The organism is Microbacterium sp. Bi121, from assembly GCF_918698005.1.
Taxonomy (GTDB): domain Bacteria; phylum Actinomycetota; class Actinomycetes; order Actinomycetales; family Microbacteriaceae; genus Microbacterium.
This window is the reverse complement of the sequence record NZ_CAKKLJ010000020.1, coordinates 1-1,214: the sequence shown is the minus strand read 5'-3', so window position 1 is coordinate 1,214 and position 1,214 is coordinate 1. Positions and strand designations below refer to the sequence as shown.

The window sequence follows — 1,214 nt, the reverse complement described above, 5'->3', positions numbered from 1 at the left end:
GGTCAGTGGGTGTCGATGGCTTCGATTTCGGTGCGGTCGCCGGACCAGAGGGTGTGGAAGGTGCCTTGTTTGTCGACGCGCTTGTAGGTGTGGGCGCCGAAGAAGTCGCGTTGTCCCTGGACGAGCGCGGCCGGGAGGCGGTCGGCGCGGATGCCGTCGTAGTACGACAGGGATGAGCTGAATGCGGGGGCGGGGATGCCGGCGGTCGCGGCGGTGGTGACGACGCGGCGCCACGCGGTCTGGGCGCGGGTGAAGACCTCGGCGAAGTACGGTGCGGCCATCAGCACCGGCAGGTCCGGGGTCTCGGCGTAGGCGTCGGCGATGCGGTTGAGGAACTGGGCGCGGATGATGCACCCGCCGCGCCAGATCTTCGACACGGCGCCGAGGTCGATGTTCCAGTCGTATTCGGCAGCCCCGGCACGGATCTCGTCGAACCCTTGGGAGTAGGCGACGATCTTCGACGCATACAGGGCCAGGCGGACGTCTTCGATGAACGCGTCGGTCTGCTCGGCCGGGACGGTGAAGTCGCCCTCGGGCCCGGGGAGGATCGTGGCGGCGGCGCGCTGTTCGGGGTGGGAGGACAGGGAGCGGGCGAAGGTGGCCTCGGCGATCCCGGAGACGGGGACGCCGAGGGCGAGCGCGGTCTGCACGGTCCACGCACCGGTGCCCTTCGCACCGGCCTGGTCGAGGATCACATCCACGAGGGGCTGCCCGGTTTCGGCGTCTGTCTGGCGGAGGACTTCGGCGGTGATCTCGATCAGGTACGACTCGAGCTCGCCGGTGTTCCAGTCGGCGAAGATGTCGGCGATCTGCGCGGGGGTCTTGCCGGTGCCGCGGCGGATCAGGTCGTACGCTTCGGCGATGAGCTGCATGTCGGCGTACTCGATGCCGTTGTGGACCATCTTCACGAAGTGCCCGGCCCCGTCGTGACCGATGTGCGTGACGCACGGCTCGCCCTCGGCGACCGCCGCAATGGACTTCAGGATCGGGCCGAGGGTGACCCAGGACTCGTCCGACCCGCCCGGCATGATCGAGGGACCGTTCAGGGCGCCCTCCTCACCACCGGAGATCCCCGCACCGACGAAGTTGATCCCGGTCTCGCGGACCTGCTTCTCCCGGCGGATCGTGTCGGGGAAGTACGCGTTGCCCCCATCGACGATGATGTCGCCCGGCTCGAACACCTCCACCAGCGCATCGATCACCGCATCCGTCGG

The 1,214-nt window shown here is 68.7% G+C and carries 1 protein-coding gene; it reads right to left on the bottom strand.

The features are described from left to right. Positions 1 to 2 precede the first annotated feature (2 nt). Positions 3 to 1,214, bottom strand: a 1,212-nt coding sequence (gene gndA / locus LQZ87_RS15205) for an NADP-dependent phosphogluconate dehydrogenase (RefSeq protein ID WP_230104284.1), incomplete at its 5' end; no start/stop codon positions are given.